Here is a 15,801-nt window from a genome sequence, read left to right as displayed (position 1 = left end):
TTTGGTGACTTCGAGAGCCTCAGCCACCAAAAAGGATGCCGCTGCTATCGGGGCTAACAATGAAACGAATTGAATTTTTGTAATGGCTAACAGTTAAGGGCTGTCGGCTGAAAGCTTTAAAAATATGTCAAAACTACACGAAGCGATAAAAGAAAGAATCCTCATCCTCGACGGAGCGATGGGAACGATGCTGCAACGCTACAAATTCGAAGAGGAAGATTTCCGGGGTGAGCGTTTCAAAGATTTTGCGTATCCGTTAAAAGGAAACAACGATTTGTTGTCGTTAACCCAACCCGAAGCCGTGAAAGCCGTACACCGCGCCTATTTCGAAGCCGGCGCCGACATCGCGGAAACCAACACGTTTTCCGGAACCACCATCGGCATGGCGGATTACCACATGGAAGATTTGGTCTACGAGTTAAACTACCAATCTGCCAAAATCGCCCGAGAAGTAGCAAACGAATTCACCGATAAGCCGCGCTTTGTAGCCGGTTCCATCGGTCCAACCAACCGGACCGCCAGCATGAGTCCCGACGTCAACGACCCGGGATTTCGTGCGGTGACTTTCGACGAGTTACGCATCGCCTACAAAGAGCAGGCGGAAGCCTTAATCGAAGGCGGTTGCGATATTTTATTGGTGGAAACGATTTTTGACACCTTAAACGCCAAAGCGGCCCTTTTTGCTATCGAAGAAGTAAAAGAAGAGCGCAACATCGACATCCCAATTATGGTGTCAGGAACCATTACGGATGCTTCCGGCAGAACCTTATCCGGGCAAACCGTGGAAGCATTCTTAATTTCAATTTCGCACATTCCGTTGTTAAGCGTCGGGTTCAATTGCGCTTTAGGAGCCGATCAGTTAAAACCGTATCTGAAACGTTTGGCGCATAACACTTCATTTAATATTTCGGCACACCCAAATGCGGGATTGCCTAACGCATTCGGTCAATACGACCAAACGGCGGAAGAAATGCAGGCGTTAATCAAAGAATATCTGGACGATAATTTAATCAACATCATAGGCGGCTGTTGCGGTACCACACCAGAGCACATCAAATTGATTGCAGAAGTAGCTGCCCATTACAAACCAAGAGTACTGGAGGAAGCATAATGAGTGAAGGAGCTTGTAACAAATATTTAAAACTATCGGGATTAGAACCGTTAATCGTAACGCCCGAAACCAATTTCGTAAACGTAGGCGAGCGCACCAATGTAACCGGTTCGCGAAAATTCCTGCGTTTAATCAAAGAAGAGAAATACGAAGAAGCATTGGATATTGCCCGCGCCCAGGTGGAAGGTGGTGCGCAAATCATCGACATCAACATGGACGAAGGAATGTTGGACGGCGTTTATGCGATGACCAAATTCCTAAACCTGATTGCTTCCGAACCTGATATTTCCCGCGTGCCTGTAATGATCGACAGTTCCAAATGGGAAATCATCGAGGCAGGTTTGAAAGTCGCACAGGGGAAATGTGTGGTGAATTCCATCAGTTTAAAAGAAGGAAAAGAAGCCTTTTTGCATCATGCAAAATTGGTAAAACGCTACGGAGCTGCCGTTATCGTGATGGCTTTCGATGAGGTCGGTCAGGCAGATACTTACGATCGCCGTATCGAAATCTGTAAGCGTTCGTACGACATCTTAGTCAACGAAATTAATTTCCCGGCAGAAGACATCATTTTCGACCCGAATATTTTTCCAGTTGCTACCGGTATGGAAGAACACCGTCGTAATGCGCTGGATTTCTTCTTAGCCACCAAATGGATTCGTGAAAACCTGCCGTATGCCAATATTTCTGGCGGGGTGAGTAATGTTTCGTTCTCGTTCCGAGGGAATGATAAAGTACGTGAAGCGATGCATTCCGCGTTCCTGTATCATGCGATCCAACACGGAATGACGATGGGAATTGTGAATCCGGAAATGCTGGAAGTGTACGACGAAATCGATCCTGTTTTATTGGAATATGTCGAAGACGTTTTATTAGACCGACGCGACGATGCGACCGAACGCCTTCTGGAATTAGCCGAAAGTTATAAAAGCGATGCAAAATCCCATGAAAAAGCCGTGCAGGAGTGGCGAAACGGTTCGTTGCAGGACCGAATCACACACGCTTTGGTGAAAGGCATCGACGAGTTTATCGAAGCAGATGTGGAAGAAGCACGCCAATTGGTCACACGACCCATCGAAGTCATCGAAATCAATCTGATGGCCGGGATGAACGTGGTGGGCGATTTGTTCGGAACCGGTAAGATGTTCCTGCCTCAGGTAGTCAAATCCGCACGGGTGATGAAAAAAGCGGTGGCCTATCTGCTCCCTTATATAGAAGCGGAAAAAGACGGAACCACTACTTCCGCCGGAAAAGTCCTGATGGCAACGGTAAAAGGCGACGTGCACGATATTGGCAAAAATATTGTCTCCGTTGTGTTGGCCTGTAACAATTTTGAAATCATTGATTTAGGGGTGATGGTGCCACCGGAGAAAATTATCGAAACGGCTGTGACGGAAAAGGTAGATATCATCGGTTTAAGCGGATTGATTACGCCTTCGTTGGACGAAATGGTGTATTTGGCCAAAGAAATGGACAAACGCGACATCAAAATCCCAATCATGATTGGTGGCGCAACGACTTCGCGAGCTCATACCGCCGTGAAAATTGCTCCGGAATATCAGTCAACCGTAGTTCATGTAAATGATGCGTCGAGAGCGGTAACGGTAGCGGGAAATCTTCTGAATAAAGACAAAAAAATATACGCAAGTACAATTCGTGCAGAATACGAAGCCTTCCGTGAAACGTTTTTGAACCGTCAGCGCGAAAAGAGTTATCATACCATTGAAAAAGCCAGAGCCAATAAACTGCAGTTGGATTGGGAAGCATTTCAGTCTAAAAAACCAAACTTCATCGGGACAAAAACCATTGAAGTAAAATTGGAAGATTTGGTGCCTTATATCGATTGGACACCGTTTTTTCAATCCTGGCAATTGTTCGGAAAATATCCAGCGATTTTAACCGATAATATAGTAGGAGAACAAGCAACAATTTTGTTTGAAGACGCCCAACGAATGTTGAAACAACTTTTAGAGGAAAACTGGTTGGAAGCCAAAGGAATCTACGGCATTTTTCCTGCGAATCAGGTGAACGACGATGATATTGAATTGTACGACGAAAACGGGAACGTGTTGGAAACGTTCTTAACACTTCGGCAGCAATCGCAAAAAACGGTTGGTGCTCCGAATATTGCCTTAGCCGATTTTATTGCGCCGAAAGAAACGCAAAAAACCGATTACATGGGCGCATTCTGTGTCACAACAGGTTTCGGCGTGGATGAAAAAGCCAAAGAATTTGAAGAAGCCAACGACGATTACAGTTCCATTATGGTAAAGACTCTGGGCGATCGTTTTGCAGAAGCTTTTGCGGAATATTTACACGAGAAAATCCGTAAGGAAATCTGGGGTTATGCTTCGGAAGAACATTTGTCGAATGAAGAATTAATCAAAGAAGCATATAAAGGAATTCGCCCAGCTCCGGGCTATCCGGCTTGTCCCGATCATTTGGAGAAACCGACTATCTGGAGTTTGTTAAATGTAGAAGAAAAAATAGGCGTAACGTTAACCGAAAGTATGGCGATGTGGCCGGCTTCATCAGTATCCGGTTACTATTTCGGACATCCGGAAAGTAAATACTTCGGACTCGGAAAAATAAAGGAAGATCAGGTACGCGATTACGCCCAAAGAAGAAACTGTACTTATGAATACGCCGCGAAATGGCTGAATCCGAATATAGCAGATTAATAGTAAAGAGGGAAAAGGGACAAGGGACAAGGCATATGTAAAATGTAGTAGAACACGACTTGTCTCTTATCTCTTATTCCTTATAACTCAAGATTTAAAATGAAAGTAACCCAACATATAGAAAAAGCCAACGGAAAATCGCTATTCTCGTTTGAGATTTTGCCACCGTTAAAAGGACAGAATATTCAATGTATTTTTGATAACATCGAACCGTTAATGGAATTTAAGCCGCCCTTTATTGATGTGACCTATCATCGTGAGGAGTATGAATTCAAAGAATTGCCCAACGGTTTGCTGGAAAAGAAAATCGTAAAAAAACGTCCGGGAACGGTTGGGATTTGTTCGGCGATTCAGAATAAATATCAGGTAGATGCCATTCCGCATATTCTCTGTGGTGGTTTTACCAAAGAAGATACCGAGAATTTTTTAATCGACATGGATTTTCTCGGGATTGACAACGTAGTGGCTTTACGAGGCGATGCCGTAAAAAGCGAAATCTATTTCAAACCCGAAAAAGAAGGACATTCCTATGCTTCGGAACTGGTTACGCAAATCAACAACCTGAACAACGGAATTTATCTGGATGCTGATTTGCAGAACACCAACAAAACCAATTTCTGTATCGGTGTGGCGGGTTATCCTGAAAAGCACATGGAAGCACCGAGTCTGGACAGTGACATTTATTTCTTAAAGCAGAAAATCAAAAACGGCGCGGATTACATCATCACGCAAATGTTTTTCGACAATAAAAAATTCTTTGAGTTCGTAGACAAATGCCGGGCGGCGGGAATTACGGTGCCCATCATTCCGGGGCTGAAACCGATTTCGACCAAAAAACAACTCAACCTTATTCCGCACCGTTTCAAAGTGGATTTGCCGGACGATTTAATCATGGAAGTTGTGAAAGCTAAAGACAACGAAGCGGTTTCGCAAATAGGGATCGAATGGTGTATCGCCCAAAGTAAGGAACTGCAGAAAGCCGGAATTCCGGTACTGCATTATTATTCGATGGGGAAATCGGAGAATATTCGTCAAATCGCTTCGCAGGTTTTTTAATTTTGTAACAAAACGTGGTTTAATTTGTTATTTTGTTTATTTTTTATATAAAAGATGTTGTTTTGTTCAAAATAATTTCTATCTTTATAAGGATTCAACAATTGTACAACCCCAAAAGCTACGATTATGAAAAAAATACTACTCCTGCTGGTTTTCTTCTTCGCTGCCACTGCCAACATGTTGGCTAACGAATACATCATAAATATAGAAACGGCCCGCAAGTTCAAACAGGAAGCGGACTATAAAATGGCAGTAAAATATTATCTAAAAGCGTTAAAGGAAAAAGAAAATGAGAAAGAAACGGCTCAGGCAATTTGTTATGAGATTTCGGATTGTTTTTTTGAGTCCGGTGACGAACGCAGTGCACTTAAGTTTGTGAAAGCCGCGGTAAAAAATTACGGGGCAACGATTGAAAATTTAACGGCCAATGCGGTTTTGAAAAAAGACTTTATGGTAAGCGTAAAGGCGGTGATGGTGTTGGAGTACCATGAGTTGCATCGCGCTTATCTGTTGAAAAACCGTCAGTTTGACCAAAGAGCATATGCAGAGTTGATGCGATAACAAAATTATACAGTATGTACAAACCGATTTGAAATTTCAAATCGGTTTTTTTTGTTTTCAGAGGAAGAATATTCTCTTATATTTGCCTGATTTTCAAAAAACACAATGCGATTTTTACCCTACGTTTTTGTCTTTTTTTCACTTTCGTTGTTGGCTCAGGAAAAAAACCTGAAACAATATTCGATAGATGCCAGCTATTTCTACGGGAGTATTCTGCCGCATCACACCAATATCCTGCATTTGATTAAAGGTCATCCGGAAGGAGGCATCATCAGTTTCAACCGCAAAACCTTTGGTTCCCAAAAATGGGAAGCCTGGTACAATTATCCGGATTACGGACTTTCTTTTCAGTATCAGGACAATAAAAATCCCGAGTTGGGGAATCTGTACGGCTTGTACGGTCATTTTAATTTTTATTTTTTAAACAGAAGGTTGCAATTGCGTGTCGGTCAAGGGATTGCGTATAATACCAATCCGTACGACCGGGAAACGAACTACCGAAATCAGGCCTACGGGATGCATTATATGCCTTCGACTTATTTTATGCTCAATTATCACAAGCCGAACATCTGGAAAGGGCTTGGTGTGCAGGCGGGAATGAATTTCGTGCACCATTCCAACGCTAATTTGCACGCGCCGAACACCAGTACCAACACCATTGCGTTTAACATAGGGCTGAATTACGAGTTGGTTACCAAAGATTCTGTTGCGTATATTCCGCATGAAAAAGAGAAATTTACGGAACCGCTCCGTTACAATGCCGTATTCCGGACCGGTGTGAATGAAAGTGATGTGATCAACAGCGGGCAGTATCCGTTTTACGTGGCCTCGTTGTATGTAGACAAGCGTATCAATCAGAAAAGTGCCTTGCAGTTCGGTGCCGATGTTTTCTGGATGGAGTATCTGCGGGAATTTATCCGATATGAAGCGATTGCCTATTTTGAACTGCATCACGACCCGAATGCGGATTACCGAAGAGTCGGTGTTTTTGCCGGACATGAACTTTTTATCAATAAATTAGCGATAGATACGCAAATGGGCTATTATGTGTACGATCCGTCCAATAAGTTTGGAAAAGTGTATCAGCGCTTGGGAGCGAAATACTATATAACCAAAAATATTTCGGCAGGTGTGAGCCTGAAAACGCATATTTCCAGAGCGGAAGCGATTGAATTTGGTGTCGGGTTAAGATTATAAAGATGATGAGAAAATTATTTTTTGCGGTTGTCACTTTGTTTTTGCTGTGTTCTTGCAGTTCGGAACTCATGCCGGCCTGTTATCGCGAAGCCGGAAATAGCATTACAGTTGTTCAGGAAGTTCCCTTTTTTGAACAAATTAACATTAGTGAAGGTGTGGAGTTGGTGGTTCAGCAAGGAACGGAAATTTCGGTGACGCTTTCCGCCGGCGAAAATGTCATGGACGAAATGGAAGCCCGGGTTTCGGATAACATACTATATGTAAAAAACAATTTGGAATGTAGTTTGGGAACGGTGCAACCGGTAAAAGCCACGGTAACGGTTCCGGATTTAAAAAAAATCTATTCCGCGTCCCAATTTAATGTTTCTTCAAACGGAGTGTTGAATTTCCCGGAATTAACCCTTCAGCAGGGACTTTATGGAAAGACCGCGTCGAACATTTTTACAATGGAAGTAAACTGCCAGCAGTTAGTGGTGGAAAACAACAATACCACGATTTTCCGAATTCGGGGAAATGCTGAAAATGTAGTGGTGAATTTTTACGGTGGCGACCCGCGTTTTGAAGGCGGAAATCTGGAAGCCAATAACATACAGGTGTTCCAACGAAGCTCTAACGATATGATTTTAAAACCGCTTCTGAAGGTTGAAGGGGATATTTACAGCAACGGAAATTTAGTTCTGTTAAACCATCCGGAAACGGTAAACGTAACACAGCATTACACCGGCCACATTGTTTACCCTTAATCGGTTATTTTTTGGTTTTTTCGCGGAAAATCTGTTCCAGGTTTTTGCTTTTCAAAGTAAGCTGAAGTGTGCGTAAACTTTTGTTTTGTGCGAAGTCGAAAACGTTCGGACGCATGTCTTCTTCGGTTTTAAAAGTCAGCTCCCAGATGTTGTTCTGAATGTTTTTATAGCTGTGAATCTGAGGAAGTTCGGCTAGGATTTCTTCGGTAATTGGTTGGTCAAATTCCACTTCGATTACCTGTTCTTCCACTTCGGTAACTAATTTTTCCAGGTTTTTGTCCGTAACAATTTTACCATTGTTGATGATGATCACGCGGTCGCAAATCGCTTCCACTTCCTGCATGATGTGTGTGGAAAGGAAAACCGTTTTGTCTTTTCCGATATTCTTAATCAAATCACGGATTTCCACCAACTGATTCGGGTCCAGACCCGTTGTGGGTTCGTCTAAAATAAGGACTTCCGGATTGTGCAGCAAGGCCGTAGCCAAGCCTACACGCTGACGGTAACCTTTCGAAAGTTCTCCGATTTTTTTATGACTTTCCGGAGTTAGTCCGGTAAGAGCAACCACTTCGTCAATACGGGATTTGGCAACTTTGTACACATCGGCATTAAAAGCCAGATATTCTTTAACGTACAAATCCAGATACAAAGGGTTGTGCTCCGGCAGATAACCTACTGATTTTTGCACATCTTTTTGCGAATCGGCCACATTGTGTCCGTTTACGGAAGCCGTTCCTTCATCGGCAGTAAGATAGGTGGTTAAAATTTTCATCAGAGTCGATTTTCCGGCGCCGTTCGGACCTAAAAAATCAACGATTTCCCCTTTTTTTACTGAAAATGATACGCTGTCCAGTGCTTTCTGCTGGCCGTAATTTTTGGAAATATTCTGAACTTCAATAGACATAATTCGCGATTTGAAGCAAAAGTAACAAAATAAATGAATGTTTCGGAAACCGAAATGTTTAAATAAAACCAATAATTTTTACAATTGTCACAACGAAACACGACTCTTCAAAATCCTGAAGTAATTTGGTTGGGATATGCTGAAATCTTAAATCTACTCCGGAATAGCCAATCGGAATCATTTATCGGGATTTTTTTGCTTGAAATTCCTCCGCAAAGCCTAATTTTGTAGCCGTATGGAAAACAATAAATCAATGCGTAACTGGCTGGAGGCTTTTCAGTTGTCCCATCCGTTAGTAATTGCCGGCCCCTGCAGTGCGGAAACCGAGGAGCAGGTTTTGGCCGTTGCCCGCGAACTGAAAGATTCGGATGTATCTATTTTCAGAGCAGGAATCTGGAAACCGAGAACCCGTCCGGGCGGATTTGAAGGCGTTGGGGAAATCGGGCTGAAGTGGCTGCAAAAAGCCAAAGCAGAAACAGGGCTGTTGCTTGCCGTGGAAGTGGCCAATGCGCAACACGTAAAATTAGCATTGGAACACGACATTGACGTTTTATGGATTGGTGCCCGTACTACGGTGAATCCGTTTGCGGTGCAGGAAATTGCCGATGCTTTAAAAAATACCGATAAAATTGTCCTGTTGAAAAACCCGGTCAATCCAGACCTTTCCTTGTGGTTAGGCGGTTTGGAGCGCTTGTACAATGCCGGAATTAAAAAACTGGGTGTCATTCACAGAGGATTTTCAACCTACGAGAAAACGAAATACCGCAACATTCCCGAATGGCAGTTGGCCATCGAATTACAAAGCCGTTTTCCGGATCTGCCGCTTATTTGCGATCCGTCGCATATATCGGGCAGACGGGATATGATTTTAGAAGTGTCGCAGCAAGCTTTAGACCTGAATTACGATGGTTTGATGATTGAAACCCATTGCAATCCCGATAAGGCTTGGAGCGATGCCGCACAACAGGTTACCCCGGACGCTTTAAAGCAGATTTTCATCGATTTAAAAATCCGCAAAGCCACCGATGATGCCGATGATTACAATCAGAAATTAGCCGGATTGCGCGCCCAAATTGACGAAATAGACAGCAAAATCATCAATATACTGGCCAAGCGCATGAAAGTGGCCGAACAGATCGGCTTGCTTAAAAAGGAAAAGAACGTGGCCGTTTTGCAAAGCACCCGTTGGCATCAGATTCTGGAAAAAATGATTGAGGAAGGCGAACAGAAAGGACTGAGCGAGGAATTCATTCTGAAACTGTTTAAAGCGGTGCATCAGGAGAGTATCAGCCATCAGGAAAAAGTGATTCGGGAGAAATAATGCTTTGTTCAGAAATTATATCTTTGCACTCATGACAGGAACAGTTTATAAATCAACCGGAAGCTGGTATACCGTAAAAACCGAAGCAGGCAATTTTTTAGAATGCCGCATCAAGGGGAAATTCCGCATGAAAGGGATCAAAAGCACCAATCCGATTGCCGTTGGCGATATAGTCGATTATGAACTGGAGGATACGGCCGATGTGACTACCGGAGTAATCACCAACATTCACGACCGTAAAAATTACATCGTCCGAAAATCGGTGAACCTGTCGAAACAAACCCATATTATCGCCACCAATATTGATGTTGTATTTCTTTTGGTGACGATTAACAATCCGCCAACCACTACGAGCTTCATCGACCGTTTTTTAGTCACTGCCGAAGCCTACGGAATAGAAGCGGTTTTGATTTTCAACAAGATCGACACCTACGACGAAGCGACCTTAGACGAACAGCTTTATCTGCAATACATTTATTCGCAAATCGGGTATAAATGTTTGCGGGTTTCGGCCCAGCAAAACAAAGGATTGGAGGAGCTGAAAGCTATGATGAAAGGTAAAGTTTCGATGTTTTCAGGCCATTCCGGTGTAGGAAAATCGACTTTAGTCAATGCTTTGGAACCGACACTGAATCTCAAAACAAAAGAGATCTCCGAGCAACATCAGCAAGGACAGCATACGACTACTTTTGCCGAAATGTTCGATTTGTCGTTCGGCGCCAAAATTATCGATACCCCGGGAATTCGCGGTTTCGGGATTGTCGACATGGAAAAACAGGAAATAGGCGATTATTTTCCGGAATTTTTCGCCTTGAAAGACCAGTGTAAATTCAACAACTGCCTGCACAAAGAAGAGCCGCATTGTGCCGTGAAAGCCGCGTTGGAAAAAGATGAAATCGCCTGGTCGCGTTACAAAAGTTACCTGCAGATTTTAGAAGGCGACGATGAAAATTACCGCGGCGACGATTACGCGGCAGACCGCAAAGCCAGTGACGAAACAAGACAATCCTAAATTTTAATTCAATCCTTGAAAGCTGTAATACAAAGAGTTTCCGAAGCATCTGTAACCATTGAAGGAAAAAAAGTCGCCGAAATTAAAAAAGGCCTCCTGATTTTGGTGGGCATTGAAGACGCTTCCTCGCAGGAAGATCGCAATTGGTTAGCGGCAAAAATTGCCAACCTCCGCATTTTTGGCGATGAAAACGGAGTGATGAATCTTTCTGTTAAAGAGGTCGACGGCGAGGTGATTGTGGTGAGTCAGTTTACCCTGCACGCTTCCACGAAAAAGGGCAATCGGCCTTCCTATATCAAAGCATCAAAACCGGATATTGCCATTCCGATGTATGAAAGTTTTGTAAAGCAAATGGAAACCGAACTGGGTAAAAAAGTACAAATCGGTGAATTTGGAGCAGACATGAAAGTAGCACTTGTGAATGACGGCCCTGTGACGATTATTATTGATACGAAAAATAAAGAGTGATGAATTTAAAAAATGCGCAATTAGAAGTAGACAACTGGATCAAAAACCACGGCGTCCGCTATTTTAACGAACTGACCAACATGGCGCAGCTTACCGAAGAAGTAGGCGAAGTAGCCCGAATCATTGCGCGCCGTTACGGAGAACAATCCGAAAAGGAGAGCGATAAAAATAAAGATTTAGGCGAAGAACTGGCCGATGTGGTTTTCGTGGTGTTGTGTTTGGCCAACCAGACCGGTGTCGATCTGCAAGCCGCTTTCGACAAGAAGATGGACTTGAAAACCAAACGCGATCACGACCGTCATCACAACAACGAAAAACTGAAATAGTTTGCATTTGCATCTCCAAAAGTCAACAGTCAAAAGTCAACCGTCGGAAGTCCGAATAACGGGAAGTAAATCAGAGACGAACCGATTGTTGCTTTTGCGTGCTTTGTATTCAACTATAACGATTGCCAATCTTTCAAACTCTGAAGATTCGGCAGTAATGCAAAAAGCTTTGGAAGCGCCGTTGGAAAACCCAAGAGCTGTTAACGTGCATCACGCCGGAACCGCCATGCGTTTTCTGACGGCTTTTTTTGCCCTTCAGGAAGGGAAAGAAGTGTTGTTGACAGGTTCTTCGCGCATGAAAGAACGTCCGATACAAATTCTGGTGGAAGCGTTACAACAATTAGGCGCTGATATTTCATATGAGGAAACTGAAGGTTTTCCGCCGATTAAAATCAAAGGAAAAAAGTTAACGCAAAGCTGTGTTTCGTTGCCGGCCCATGTAAGCAGTCAGTATATTTCAGCCTTGCTGCTGATTGCCCCGAAATTAGCAAACGGTCTGGAAGTAACTTTGGAAGGTAAAATCACCTCTGTTCCCTATATAAAAATGACCTTGGCGTTACTTGAAACGATCGGTGTTGAAACTTCTTTTGAAGGCAATCGTATTAAAGTCAATCCCAAAATCTCGGTCCGAAAGCAGCAGATAACGGTGGAAAGCGATTGGAGTTCAGCTTCGTACTGGTATTCGATTGTGGCTTTATCTGAAATTGGAACTCAAATTACTTTGTCGAGTTACAAGAAAAACAGTTTACAGGGCGATGCGGTTTTGGTTGAAATTTATCGGGATTTTGGCGTGGAAACCCTTTTTAACGAAAACAGTACCATTACCCTTTCTAAGGTAAAAATCTGCGAACGGTCAACAGTGAACCTTCAACTAAACAATTGTCCCGATATAGCCCAAACTATTGCAGTAACGTGTTTTGGACTAGGAATCGGCTGTGATTTGTCCGGCTTGCACACCTTGAAAATCAAAGAAACCGATCGTCTGGAAGCCCTGAAAAACGAGTTGACCAAACTGGGAGCAGAAGTTGCGGTTACCGATGAATCACTGCATCTGAAACCTTCACGCAGCATTCATGAAAACAAAACCGTGAAAACGTACCAAGACCATCGCATGGCCATGGCTTTTGCACCTTTAGCGTTAAAAGTGCCGGTAGCGATAGAAGATGCGGAAGTGGTTTCCAAATCCTATCCCGACTTTTGGAACGACTTAAAAAACAATGGTTTTCAGATTTCAGCAACGGAATGAAGGCTGAAAGAGCCTACTGACAAGGCAATTCATCCGATTTTTTAACTTTCTGACTAAATAAATCCTAAAACACTTGACAACGCCTCTTTTGCGATAGTATATTTGCGCTCAATTTAAAAGATAAAAAATGAAGTTATCAAATTTCAATTTTAACCTTCCGGCAGAATTGTTAGCCGAATTCCCTGCAGAAAACAGAGATGAAGCCCGTTTAATGGTAGTCAACCGCAAAACACAAACCATTGAACACAAATTGTTTAAAGATATTTTGGATTATTTCGATGAAGGCGATGTAATGGTGTTGAACAATACCAAAGTATTCCCGGCGCGTTTGTACGGAAACAAAGAAAAAACCGGAGCCAGAATTGAGGTTTTCCTGTTAAGAGAATTAAATGCGGAACAGCGTTTGTGGGATGTTTTGGTAGATCCGGCGCGTAAAATCCGTATCGGGAATAAATTGTATTTCGGAGATGACGATTCGTTGGTGGCCGAGGTAATCGACAACACAACTTCAAGAGGAAGAACGTTGCGTTTCCTGTATGACGGTTCGTATGAAGAATTTCGTGCCAAATTATTAGAGTTGGGTGAAACACCAATCCCTAAATACATCAACCGTGAGGTAACTCCTGAAGATGCGGAGCGTTACCAGACGATTTACGCCAAAGAAGAAGGAGCGGTAGCGGCACCAACGGCAGGATTACACTTTTCAAAACATTTGATGAAACGCCTGGAAATTAAAGGCGTGGAATTTGCGGAAGTTACGCTGCATGTCGGATTGGGAACTTTTAATCCGGTGGAAGTGGAAGACTTGTCCAAACACAAAATGGATTCCGAAGAGATGATTATTTCCCAGGAAGCCTGTGATGTGGTAAATAAGGCGAAACTGAACAAAAAACGTGTTTGCGCCATCGGTACTACTACCATGAGAGCGATGGAAAGTTCCGTATCGTCGTCTAAAACACTTAATCCGTTTACAGGCTGGACCAATAAATTTATTTACCCGCCGTATGATTTCAGTGTAGCGGATTGTATGGTAACGAATTTCCATACGCCAAAATCCACGTTACTGATGATGATATCCGCATTTTGTGGACATGATTTGATGCGAAAAGCATACGATGAAGCTATCAAAGAAGGGTATAAATTCTATTCTTACGGAGATGCAATGCTGATTTTATAAGCAGCCGTTTAATTTAAGAGAATAAAAAAGCGTCCACTTAAACGGGACGCTTTTTTTATGGCTGGCTTTCTGCAAATTTCTTAAAACTTTCCAGATATTTCATCGATTGTTTTTTAAACAAGCCCGGCATCAGCAAAGCAAAGATTTTCATGACGAGATTGTTTTTGATGACAAATTCATTCTCGGTTTTGTACAGGGTTTTGGAATTGGAAATGGCGGAGAATTTATTCTTAATATGATTGGTCACGCCGTCCATTTCATAATAACCGCTAAATTCTTCCGGAAGGTTTCTTACCGTAACGGTTTCCGTCATTTCCATTTTGCGTTTTCCCATTTTGAATTTTAGCAGCGATTTGGCACCGGGCTGACCGGGTTCGCCGCTTACATGTTCAAAACTTTCCAGGCCTTCCATCCATTTGGTAAGGTTGTCGGGGTTGTCAAACAATTCGATTACTTTGTCAACCGGTTGGTTGATTTCAATTTCACAAGTGTATTTCATAGTCTGTTTTGTTGAGATGTCAAATATAAAAATATGATTTAAAAGATTGAACTATTAAAAGTACGTGCAACAATTCTTGCGTCCTTGTTTTTTCGTATTGTTTCTAACGAATGAAACAAGGTGTGTTATAAATATGAGCGTCTTCGGAAAATAACAAATTGTTATTCTTAATTTTTGCTATTTTTGCACCTCCAAAAACCACCAAAAATGACATTTGAAAATACAAGAGCATTTGCACAGCAATTAGATGCCAGTGATGAGTTGAGAAAGTACCGGGATGAATTCATTTTTCCGCAAGTTAACGGGAAGCAGGTAATTTATTTTACGGGAAATTCATTGGGATTACAGCCAAAACGCACCAAGGCCTATGTAGATGAAATCATGAACGATTGGGCAACACTTGCTGTGGAAGGTCATTTTTATGCCGACAAGCCCTGGTGGGATTATCAGGAACGTTTTGCTGGTCCTTTAAGCGGAATCGTTGGAGCCAAACCGAGCGAAGTGACTGTTATGAACACATTAACAGTGAACTTACATTTGCTGATGGTTTCGTTTTACAGACCAAGCGCGAAAAAGTATAAAATCATTTGTGAAGAAAAAGCTTTCCCAAGCGATCAATATATGTTGCAGAGCCAGGTGCATTTTCACGGTTTTGAAGCCAAAGATGCCATAGTAGAAGTAAAACGTCGCGAAGGCGAACACAATATCAGGCTGGAGGATATTCTGGCCAAGATTGACGAAGTGGGCGATGAATTAGCTTTAGTGTTGATGGGGGGCGTAAACTACTATACGGGACAGGTTTTTGACATGAAAACCATTACCGAAGCTGGACATAAATACGGAGCCTACGTTGGATTCGATTTAGCGCATGCTGCGGGGAATATCAAATTAGAACTTCACGACTGGGGCGTGGATTTTGCTGCCTGGTGCAGTTATAAATACATGAATTCAGGTCCCGGAAATGTATCGGGAATCTTTGTGCATGAAGCACACCACAACGATACCGATTTATCGCGTTTTGCCGGCTGGTGGGGGCACAACAAAGAACGACGTTTTCTGATGGAACCGAAATTTGATCCGGTTCGCGGGGCAGAAGGCTGGCAGGTAAGCAATCTTCCCGTAATTTCTCTGGCGCCTTATTTAGCCTCTGTGGAAATGTTTGCCGAAGTAGGAATGGATAAGTTGATCAAAAAACGCGATTTAATCACGGCATATCTGGAATTTATCCTTCATGAAATCGACAAGGAAATCGACGGAACAGAATTTGAAATCATCACGCCTTCCAATAAAGAAGAACGCGCCTGTCAGTTATCCGTATTTCTGCACGGACAGGGAAGAGCGTTATTCGACTATTTGATGAAAAACGGAGTAATTACCGATTGGCGCGAACCAAATGTCATCCGTTTGGCGCCGGCTCCTTTTTACTGTTCGTTTGAAGATATGTATGAATTCGGTCAGATTCTGAAAAAAGGTATTTTGAAAGAATAGTTGGTATTTTTTAG

Annotated in this window: 15 protein-coding genes; 13 read left to right on the top strand and 2 right to left on the bottom strand. The window is 42.8% G+C overall.

Annotation, left to right across the window (positions count from 1 at the left end; translation table 11 throughout):
- Positions 1–124: 124 nt before the first annotated feature.
- From G498_RS0108425 to G498_RS0108395, 6 genes are all read left to right on the top strand, one after another.
- Positions 125–1,111 (top strand): homocysteine S-methyltransferase family protein, encoded by a 987-nt coding sequence (locus G498_RS0108425; RefSeq protein ID WP_026980776.1) that lies wholly within the window; start codon positions 125–127, stop codon positions 1,109–1,111.
- On the top strand, positions 1,111–3,789 hold the full coding sequence (metH, locus tag G498_RS0108420; protein ID WP_026980775.1) for a methionine synthase: 2,679 nt from the start codon (positions 1,111–1,113) through the stop codon (positions 3,787–3,789). The genes G498_RS0108425 and metH overlap by 1 nt, the downstream gene beginning before the upstream one ends.
- A gap of 99 nt (positions 3,790–3,888) precedes the next feature.
- A complete protein-coding gene (gene metF / locus G498_RS0108415) occupies positions 3,889–4,845 on the top strand; it encodes a methylenetetrahydrofolate reductase [NAD(P)H] (RefSeq protein ID WP_026980774.1) in 957 nt (318 codons plus the stop codon).
- 126 nt (positions 4,846–4,971) lie between these two features.
- Positions 4,972–5,406 carry a hypothetical protein gene (locus G498_RS0108405; protein ID WP_131387700.1) on the top strand — a complete coding sequence of 145 codons (435 nt, stop codon included), beginning with the start codon at positions 4,972–4,974 and terminating at the stop codon, positions 5,404–5,406.
- A gap of 105 nt (positions 5,407–5,511) precedes the next feature.
- The gene (locus G498_RS0108400; protein WP_026980771.1) at positions 5,512–6,603 is read left to right on the top strand and encodes an acyloxyacyl hydrolase; all 1,092 of its coding nucleotides are present in this window, start codon (positions 5,512–5,514) and stop codon (positions 6,601–6,603) included.
- Positions 6,604–6,605: 2 nt separating this feature from the next.
- A complete protein-coding gene (locus tag G498_RS0108395) occupies positions 6,606–7,346 on the top strand; it encodes a GIN domain-containing protein (protein WP_035744768.1) in 741 nt (246 codons plus the stop codon).
- A gap of 4 nt (positions 7,347–7,350) precedes the next feature.
- On the opposite strand, the gene gldA is transcribed toward G498_RS0108395, so the two are convergent.
- A complete protein-coding gene (gene gldA / locus G498_RS0108390; protein WP_026980769.1) occupies positions 7,351–8,250 on the bottom strand; it encodes a gliding motility-associated ABC transporter ATP-binding subunit GldA in 900 nt (299 codons plus the stop codon).
- Between the two features lie 235 nt (positions 8,251–8,485).
- On the opposite strand from gldA, the gene G498_RS0108380 reads away from it, so the two are divergent.
- The 6 genes from G498_RS0108380 to queA all read left to right on the top strand — a co-directional run bounded on the left by G498_RS0108380 (position 8,486) and on the right by queA (position 13,800).
- A complete protein-coding gene (locus G498_RS0108380) occupies positions 8,486–9,571 on the top strand; it encodes a bifunctional 3-deoxy-7-phosphoheptulonate synthase/chorismate mutase type II (RefSeq protein ID WP_026980768.1) in 1,086 nt (361 codons plus the stop codon).
- A gap of 31 nt (positions 9,572–9,602) precedes the next feature.
- Complete coding sequence (rsgA, locus tag G498_RS0108375) at positions 9,603–10,583, top strand: ribosome small subunit-dependent GTPase A (protein ID WP_026980767.1); 981 nt, start codon at positions 9,603–9,605, stop codon at positions 10,581–10,583.
- Between the two features lie 15 nt (positions 10,584–10,598).
- Positions 10,599–11,051, top strand: a complete 453-nt coding sequence (gene dtd / locus G498_RS0108370; protein WP_026980766.1) for a D-aminoacyl-tRNA deacylase — start codon at positions 10,599–10,601, stop codon at positions 11,049–11,051.
- Entirely contained in the window at positions 11,051–11,377 is a 327-nt protein-coding gene (locus tag G498_RS0108365; protein WP_026980765.1) for a nucleotide pyrophosphohydrolase, read from the top strand. Before dtd ends, G498_RS0108365 begins: the two co-directional genes overlap by 1 nt.
- A gap of 1 nt (position 11,378) precedes the next feature.
- Positions 11,379–12,623 carry a 3-phosphoshikimate 1-carboxyvinyltransferase gene (gene aroA / locus G498_RS0108360; RefSeq protein WP_026980764.1) on the top strand — a complete coding sequence of 415 codons (1,245 nt, stop codon included), beginning with the start codon at positions 11,379–11,381 and terminating at the stop codon, positions 12,621–12,623.
- A gap of 127 nt (positions 12,624–12,750) precedes the next feature.
- A complete protein-coding gene (gene queA, locus G498_RS0108355; protein ID WP_026980763.1) occupies positions 12,751–13,800 on the top strand; it encodes a tRNA preQ1(34) S-adenosylmethionine ribosyltransferase-isomerase QueA in 1,050 nt (349 codons plus the stop codon).
- 55 nt (positions 13,801–13,855) lie between these two features.
- On the opposite strand, the gene G498_RS0108350 is transcribed toward queA, so the two are convergent.
- Positions 13,856–14,299: an SRPBCC family protein gene (locus G498_RS0108350; RefSeq protein ID WP_026980762.1), complete on the bottom strand. Its 444-nt coding sequence runs from the start codon at positions 14,297–14,299 to the stop codon at positions 13,856–13,858.
- A 207-nt stretch (positions 14,300–14,506) separates the two neighbouring features.
- Here G498_RS0108350 and kynU point away from each other — a divergent pair, with 207 nt between their 5' ends.
- Positions 14,507–15,787, top strand: coding sequence for a kynureninase (gene kynU / locus G498_RS0108345; RefSeq protein WP_026980761.1), 1,281 nt, complete (start codon positions 14,507–14,509; stop codon positions 15,785–15,787).
- Positions 15,788–15,801: the final 14 nt, after the last annotated feature.

Origin of the sequence: Flavobacterium suncheonense GH29-5 = DSM 17707 (genome assembly GCF_000430025.1) — a bacterium.
GTDB classification, from domain to species: domain Bacteria; phylum Bacteroidota; class Bacteroidia; order Flavobacteriales; family Flavobacteriaceae; genus Flavobacterium; species Flavobacterium suncheonense.
The sequence above is the reverse complement of the archived record's forward strand: the minus strand, read 5'-3'. Positions and strand labels throughout refer to the sequence as shown.

Excerpts from the sequence above, each read along its gene's own strand:
- queA (WP_026980763.1), top strand. The coding sequence starts at position 12,751 with ATGAAGTTATCAAATTTCAATTTTAACCTTCCGGCAGAATTGTTAGCC.
- metH (WP_026980775.1), top strand. The coding sequence starts at position 1,111 with ATGAGTGAAGGAGCTTGTAACAAATATTTAAAACTATCGGGATTAGAA.
- G498_RS0108425 (WP_026980776.1), top strand. The coding sequence starts at position 125 with ATGTCAAAACTACACGAAGCGATAAAAGAAAGAATCCTCATCCTCGAC.
- kynU (WP_026980761.1), top strand. The coding sequence starts at position 14,507 with ATGACATTTGAAAATACAAGAGCATTTGCACAGCAATTAGATGCCAGT.
- G498_RS0108350 (WP_026980762.1), bottom strand. The coding sequence starts at position 14,299 with ATGAAATACACTTGTGAAATTGAAATCAACCAACCGGTTGACAAAGTA.
- metF (WP_026980774.1), top strand. The coding sequence starts at position 3,889 with ATGAAAGTAACCCAACATATAGAAAAAGCCAACGGAAAATCGCTATTC.
- rsgA (WP_026980767.1), top strand. The coding sequence starts at position 9,603 with ATGACAGGAACAGTTTATAAATCAACCGGAAGCTGGTATACCGTAAAA.
- G498_RS0108405 (WP_131387700.1), top strand. The coding sequence starts at position 4,972 with ATGAAAAAAATACTACTCCTGCTGGTTTTCTTCTTCGCTGCCACTGCC.
- G498_RS0108400 (WP_026980771.1), top strand. The coding sequence starts at position 5,512 with ATGCGATTTTTACCCTACGTTTTTGTCTTTTTTTCACTTTCGTTGTTG.
- G498_RS0108365 (WP_026980765.1), top strand. The coding sequence starts at position 11,051 with ATGAATTTAAAAAATGCGCAATTAGAAGTAGACAACTGGATCAAAAAC.
- gldA (WP_026980769.1), bottom strand. The coding sequence starts at position 8,250 with ATGTCTATTGAAGTTCAGAATATTTCCAAAAATTACGGCCAGCAGAAA.
- G498_RS0108395 (WP_035744768.1), top strand. The coding sequence starts at position 6,606 with ATGATGAGAAAATTATTTTTTGCGGTTGTCACTTTGTTTTTGCTGTGT.
- G498_RS0108380 (WP_026980768.1), top strand. The coding sequence starts at position 8,486 with ATGGAAAACAATAAATCAATGCGTAACTGGCTGGAGGCTTTTCAGTTG.